Annotated in this window: 7 protein-coding genes; 4 read left to right on the forward strand and 3 right to left on the reverse strand. The window is 71.2% G+C overall.

The genetic code is table 11. From position 1 onward, the window contains the following. Nucleotides 1–97 precede the first annotated feature (97 nt). Complete coding sequence (locus C1I98_RS33555) at nucleotides 98–463, forward strand: hypothetical protein (protein WP_111171363.1); 366 nt, start codon at nucleotides 98–100, stop codon at nucleotides 461–463. Between the two features lie 137 nt (nucleotides 464–600). Next, a complete protein-coding gene (locus C1I98_RS33560) occupies nucleotides 601–942 on the forward strand; it encodes a TraR/DksA family transcriptional regulator (protein ID WP_111171364.1) in 342 nt (113 codons plus the stop codon). 61 nt (nucleotides 943–1,003) lie between these two features. Here C1I98_RS33560 and C1I98_RS33565 read toward each other — a convergent pair whose 3' ends face one another. Then, complete coding sequence (locus C1I98_RS33565; protein WP_233508405.1) at nucleotides 1,004–2,305, reverse strand: cytochrome P450; 1,302 nt, start codon at nucleotides 2,303–2,305, stop codon at nucleotides 1,004–1,006. Between the two features lie 39 nt (nucleotides 2,306–2,344). Between C1I98_RS33565 and C1I98_RS33570 the strand changes: the two genes are divergently transcribed. Together C1I98_RS33570 and C1I98_RS33575 are read left to right on the forward strand one after the other, a co-directional pair. After that, on the forward strand, nucleotides 2,345–2,689 hold the full coding sequence (locus C1I98_RS33570; protein WP_199537412.1) for an ArsR/SmtB family transcription factor: 345 nt from the start codon (nucleotides 2,345–2,347) through the stop codon (nucleotides 2,687–2,689). A 242-nt stretch (nucleotides 2,690–2,931) separates the two neighbouring features. Beyond that, a complete protein-coding gene (locus C1I98_RS33575; protein WP_111171365.1) occupies nucleotides 2,932–3,483 on the forward strand; it encodes an RICIN domain-containing protein in 552 nt (183 codons plus the stop codon). A 28-nt stretch (nucleotides 3,484–3,511) separates the two neighbouring features. On the opposite strand, the gene C1I98_RS33580 is transcribed toward C1I98_RS33575, so the two are convergent. Continuing rightward, nucleotides 3,512–4,897 (reverse strand): glycosyltransferase family 2 protein, encoded by a 1,386-nt coding sequence (locus C1I98_RS33580; RefSeq protein ID WP_199537413.1) that lies wholly within the window; start codon nucleotides 4,895–4,897, stop codon nucleotides 3,512–3,514. Then, nucleotides 4,894–6,278, reverse strand: a 1,385-nt coding sequence (locus tag C1I98_RS33585; protein WP_199537414.1) for a glycosyltransferase family 39 protein, incomplete at its 5' end; no start/stop codon positions are given. The genes C1I98_RS33585 and C1I98_RS33580, both read right to left, overlap by 4 nt.

The raw sequence follows: 6,278 nt of genomic DNA on the forward strand, positions 1-6,278 counted from the left end.
CTCCCGCACCAACCCCGCCACCGCCGGGGCCCGGAAAACGAACGGGCCTTTTCCTACCGGCTGGGCTATGGTCGGCCTTATGAGGGGGTCAGGGCCGATGTCACGGGGGTCCGGCGCGCTGTGCGGCGTGCTGGGCCTGGTTCTGTTGTCCCTGCTGGTGGCCACCGCGTTCCCCGGCACCGCCGCAGGCCCCGCCTCGTCCTCAGCGTCAGCGTCTGGGGCGGCGAAGGCATGGAGCTGGAGCCCGCTGGACGACGGGCTGATCGGCCTGCCGCCACAGCCGGCGAACGTCCGCGAGCACCATGTGCAGTCGCTGTGGCCGCCCCCGCCGCGCGGCGACCGGCTCGGCGATGCCGCGTACGCGATGCCGCTGACCGTGCCGGGCGCGCTCGACGACACGTTCCGGGATCCGCAGCAGCTCACCCACCGCGCCGCCGGTTCGCGCAGCCCCCCACTCGGCTGACGTCACCACCGAACGCAACGTACGCCACTGAAGGTCACGGTGCCCTGTGGCGTGTTCGCGTACGCCGGGCCTGTGAGCGCCTGGCTTCCCTTTCTCTTCGGCGTGCCCGCACGCCGCGCAAGGAGTCGATCGTCGTCATGACCGAGACCAGCCACTCGTCCCACCTGAGCAGCGTCCAGCTCCAGTCACTGCGTCAGGACCTTGAGGAGCAACTGAACCGCCGCACCCACCACCTGAGCGGCCTGCAGGCCGAGGCCGGGGTGGGCAGCGGGAGCGATGGCACCTGGCAGGAACTGCTCGCCTCGCTCGCCGCCGCCGACCGGGCCATCGCCGAGCTGACCCAGGCCCTGGACCGGCTGTCGGCCGGCTCCTACGGCCGCTGCGCGCACTGCGAAACCGGCATCCCGTTCGAGCGGCTCAAGATCCGGCCGCTGGCCCGGTTCTGCATCAAGTGCCAGCGTCGGCACGAGGCCGCGTAGCGGGTGCCCCGAGGACGCGGGGCGGGAACGCGTCGCCCGCGTCCTCACGTCGCCCGCGTCCTCACCAGGAGACGGGCAGCGCGTTCATGCCGAAGATGGTCGCCTCGTACTTGAACGACAGTTCCTCGTCCGGGGTGTCCACGCGCAGGGTAGGGATGCGCTCGAAGAGGGTGCGCAGCGCGATCTCCATCTCGGCGCGGGCGAGGTTCTGGCCCAGGCACTGGTGGACGCCGTACCCGAAGGCGACGTGCGGACGCGCCTCGCGCTGGATGTCGAACCGGTCGGGGTCGGGGAAGACCCGCTCGTCGCGGTTGGCGGACGCGCCGAGCACCAGGAAGCCGTCGCCCGCGCCGAACCTCCGGCCGCCGATCTCGATGTCCTGGGTGGCGGTGCGGTCGAAGCCTGCCCAGTCCACGATCGAGTGGAAACGGAGCAGTTCTTCCACCGCGCCCTGCCACAGGCCCGGGTCGTCGAGGAGCCGGCGGAGCTGGTCCGGGTGGCGCAGCAGGGTCAGCACGCTGAGCGGGATCATGTTGGCGGTGGTCTCGTGCCCCGCGACCAGCAGCAGGAACATCATGCCCACCATGTCCTCGTGCGGCACGGCCCGCGCGGGGACGAGCCGGCCGAGCAGATCGTCGCCCGGGGCCTGCTCCGCCTCGGCGACCAGGCCGCTCAGGAACTCCCGCAGCTCCCCGATCGCGGCGATCCGGTCCGCCTCGTCGGGTGAGGTGACCATCCTGCGGGTCCGGCTTTGGAAGAACTCCCGCTCGGAGTACGGGACGCCGAGCAGTTGGCAGATCACCAGCGAGGGCAGCGGCAGCCCGAACGCCTCCACCAGGTCGGCCTCGGTGCCCTGGGCGAGCATGTCGTCGATCAGGCGGTCCACGGTCGCCTGGACGCCGGGCCGCATCTCCTTGATGCGCCGATAGCTGAACTCCGGGATGAGCAGCCTGCGGTAACGGGTGTGCTGCGGCGGGTCCATGTCGATGAACAGGCCGTGGCTCTGCCTGGCCTGCTCGTCGAGGATCTCGGGGGTCGGCGGCTCGGCGGACATGAGGGGTACGGGGCTGCCGGGCGTGGTCGGCGCGGTGCTGATCGTCGCGCCGCCGAGCACTTGACGGGCCTCGGCCCACCGGGTGACCAGCCACACCTCGCCCCCGGGCAGCTTCCCCCGTACGACCGGCGCCTCGTCCCTGAGCTTCTCGTACTCCGCCGGTGGCGCGAACGGGCAGGTCCGTTGGACGGGAAAGTCGTGTTCAAGCTGATCGGCGGCCTGCCCGGGGACGACGGTGATGACGATACCGCGAGCGCGGGCGGCGGAAAGGGGCCGGTCGCGAGGTAGAATATTTGCATGGTTGCGCAAGTTCCTTCCGAATCCCCGGTCGTGTCCGTTGACTCGGTCGTGGAAGTGTTGAAGGCGATCGCCGATCCAATCCGTTTCCAGATCCTGCACGCGGTCTCGTCGCAGGAATACCGCGTCGGGCAACTCGCCGAGAAATTGGGCGCGCACGTCGCCGCGGTCTCCCAGCATCTGGCCAGACTACGCGCGGCGGGGCTGGTCAGTTCCCGCCGCGATGGCACCCGGGTCTACTACCGCATCGCCAATTCCCACGTCGGCGGCCTGCTCGCCGAGGCCGGACTGCTGACCGGCTATGTCACGGGCGTGATCGAGGACGACGACCCACCGCCTCCTCTCGTCCCGCCCAAGCCCAACGTCCCGCTCCATCCCCGACTACACACCGTCTGATCCGGCGGTCAGGCTTCGCATTCTCGGCCCGATTTCCGAGTTAGTGGGATTGATCCTGACAAGGCGGGGTCCTATCGGGATTATCTTCGGCGACGCGTGATTTTGGGCCGGGAATACCCTCGGTTGGGAGCCGAGTTGTGCGGCGGCTGTAATCGTTTACTTTCAGTGGTTTCCATGGGCTGTGGGGATGAATATCCATCGTATTCCCCCAAAGGCCGGTATTTCTGGAAGGAACGCGATTAATGGGGGAAAATCACCTTTCCGTGGTGGCGCGCGGCACGGCCGCCGTCCTGGGCGTCCTGTTCGCGGCGGCAGCGGCCCTGCCTGCGGCGGCGTCCGGTAAACCCGAGGGCGGCTACCACTCCCTGGTGGCCGTCCACAGCGGTCATGTGCTGATGGCCGAGACCAGGGGGGACACCGACCGCCGCGGCGTGCTCCAGGCGAGCTTCGGCGAGGACGCCACCCGGCAGTGGCGGATCGTCCGGCTGGCCTCCGGCTGGGGCCTGGTCAACCGGCGGACCGGCAAGTGCGTCGCCGTACCCGGGCGTCCGCACGGCCGCCTGTTGCAGCTCGCCTGCGGCGAGGACGGCGTGGCCGACCGGCGGGCCGTCTGGGAGTTCTCCGATTACCGCGCCATGCGCGGCGGCGACCCTGTCATGCTCCGCTCCCGCTTCAACGGCCAGTGCATGGACGTCTACGGCGGCTCGCGGGACGAGTACGCGGTCGTCCAGCACTACGACTGCCACGGTGACGCCCACCAGCGGTTCCGCGTGGTCGGCGTGCCCGCGAACTGACGGCCGCCGGCCGGCGCGGGTCCGCCCCTCAGCGGGCGGACCCGCCGGCCGGCTCCGGGGCGGGCACCAGCCCGTGCTCGGTCAGCTCCCAGTGATGCCTGCGGCTGCGCCGCATGAGCTGGACCAGCGCGCGGAAGGCCGCCGCGCTCATCAGCACCCAGTACAGCGGGACCACCAGCATCGTGCGGACCGCCCCGTACAGCCCGCGTTCCATGCACCCGGCCATGTGCGCGAGCACCAGCAGCAGATTCCCGGCGATCATCGCGATCGTGCCCGCGTAGAGGGCGGGCGCGCAGAACAGCGCCTCGATCGGGCGCGGACCGGCGGCCAGGTAGATCGCGGTCAGCACCCAGAAGACCGGGTTGAGCAGCGGGGCCAGGGCGGCGAAGCCCACGGTGAACTGGAAGCTCCAGAACCCCCGCCAGCCCAGTTCGCGCCGGAGCGCGCCCGGCGAGCGCATGTGCACCAGCCAGGTCTGCAGGTAGCCCTTGATCCAGCGGCTGCGCTGGCGCAGCCAGTTGCCGAGGCGGCTGTTGGCCTCCTCCTCGGTCACCGAGTCCATGATCCGCACGCTCCAGCCGCGCCGCGCGATGCGAATCCCGAGGTCGGCGTCCTCGGTGACGTTGTACGGGTCCCAGCCGCCCAGATCCCGCAGGGCGTCCACCCGGAAGTGGTTGGAGGTCCCGCCGAGCGGGATCGGCAACCGGTACCGGTCCAGGCCGCGCAGGAACAGGCTGAAGTTCACCGCGTACTCGGCGGCGAAGCACCTGGTCAGCCAGTTCGTCCACGGGTTCCAGTACTGGAGTTCGGCCTGCACGCAGACCATCCACCGGGGCGAGCCGCGGAACACCGCCACCGCCTTGCGCAACTGGTCGGGATCGGGCCGGTCCTCCGCGTCGTAGATCACGCAGAACTCGCCGGTCGCCATGCCCAGCCCCACGTTGCACGCCTTGGGCTTGGTCCGCGGCCCGCCCGCCGGGATCGGCACGACCGTGCACGCCGGCGGCAGTACGCCGGGCAGCGCGGCGGCCATCTCCTCGTCGTCCTCCTCGACGAGCAGCAGGATCTGGAGCCGGTCGGCCGGGTAGTTCAGCGCCGCCAGGTGGCCGAGCAGGGCGGGCAGCACCCGGCCCTCCCGGTGCAGCGGGACCAGCACCGTGTACCGGGGCAGCGCCTCGTCGGGGGGCAGCTCGGCGACGTGGAGGACGCGGGCCTCGCCGGACCCGAAGATCAGGAACAGCTTGACGCCGATCCCCGCGACGTACAGCACCGACGCCGCCACCACGGCCGCGGTCACCACCGCCATGCCGGCGTTCAGCAGTACGGCCAGGACGAGCCCGCCCGCCAGCACGCCGAGCGCGACCCGCTGCCCCCGGCTGAGCGTGACCCGCGCGCTGCCGTCGCCCTCGTTCACGATCCCGCCTTGGCCCGGTAGACGACCCGGTCGGTGTCGATGTACGCCCGCGTGTAGTCGCGCAACGCCGTCGTACCGTGCAGCACCCGCCACACCCGGTCGGTGTTCCCCGGACTGCGGCGCATGTGGATCCACCGGATCCCCGCGCCGCGCGGGTCGGCCAGCGCGGCGGCCCACCGCCGGAAGCTGCCCTCATAGACGATCGATCGGGTGGGCAGATGTGAGTGGAACATCACGGTCTCGTTTCCGAAGGAGTGCATGAGCACGGTGCCGCCGTCGTAGTTCGCCCGGAGCCAGGAGGCGGCGCCCAGCACGCCGCGTGCCGTACGGCCGGCCTGGAACGCCTCCGCCTCGCGCCGGACGTCCACGCCGTGCGCGACCGTGGCCGCCGCGACCGCCGCGCAGCCGGCGACCACGACGCCGGGCACCGCCCAGCCGCGCGCCCACCGGCTCGCGCGGGTCCAGGTCGTACCGGCCGCGAGCCCGCCGACCAGCAGCGCCACCGGCAGGATCATGATCAGCCCGAACCGCACGTTGTAGAGGTCGCCGGTGATCTCCTCGACGTGCAGCGGACGCTGCCCGGTACGCAGCGCCCACACGAACACCGGCACCAGGGCCAGCACCAGCAGGGGCGCGGGGTCGCGGCGGCGCAGCACGTGCGCGGCCAGTCCGGGGACGGCGAGCAGCAGGGTCAGCGGGCCCAGGTTGCCGAGTACGGCGTAGGCGTAGGTGAGCAGCGCGGTCCACCAGTCGTTCGTGGCGGCCTCGCCCTGCGCGACCCACAGGGACGGCTTGGCGAACTCGCCCGAGTAGAAGAACAGCGGGTCATTGAAGATGACCGCGTTCCAGATGAGCCACAGGGCGATGCCGGCGAAGGCGGGGGTGGCGTAGAAGATCACGTTCGCTTCGACGCCGCGCGGTTGCCTTATCGAGCGTGACCCCCGCCATGCCGTCCAGGCCACGACCGCCACCACGACCAGGCCCAGCGCCCACGTCTCGTAGCGGGTGAGCGTCGCGGCCAGTGCGGCCAGCGCGGTCGCGGCCAGGGATCGGTAGGAGCGGGTGGCCCGCCAACGGGTGAGGTGGTGGACGGTGGCCGCCACGCAGCAGAGCAGCAGCGATTCGGTCATGGGCGTGCTCTGCAGGTAGAGGACGGCGGGGCAGAGCGCGAACACCGCGCCCGCCGTGACGCCCGCCTTCCGGCAGTCGGCGAGGTCCCGGGCGGTCTTGTAGACGTAGCGGGTGGCCAGGACGTAGGCGGCCATGGAGATCAGCGTCGCGGCCAGGCCGGAGTGGTACCACGCGTCGATCCACACCAGCGGCAGCGAGAGGAGGTGGGGGAGCGGCAGCCACACGCCGCCGAGCTGGGCCAGGCCGGGGG

Source organism: Spongiactinospora gelatinilytica, assembly GCF_003236385.1.
GTDB lineage: Bacteria > Actinomycetota > Actinomycetes > Streptosporangiales > Streptosporangiaceae > Spongiactinospora > Spongiactinospora gelatinilytica.

Coding starts and splice junctions, on each gene's coding strand:
- C1I98_RS33555 (WP_111171363.1), top strand. CDS start 98: ATGTCACGGGGGTCCGGCGCGCTGTGCGGCGTGCTGGGCCTGGTTCTG.
- C1I98_RS33560 (WP_111171364.1), top strand. CDS start 601: ATGACCGAGACCAGCCACTCGTCCCACCTGAGCAGCGTCCAGCTCCAG.
- C1I98_RS33575 (WP_111171365.1), top strand. CDS start 2,932: ATGGGGGAAAATCACCTTTCCGTGGTGGCGCGCGGCACGGCCGCCGTC.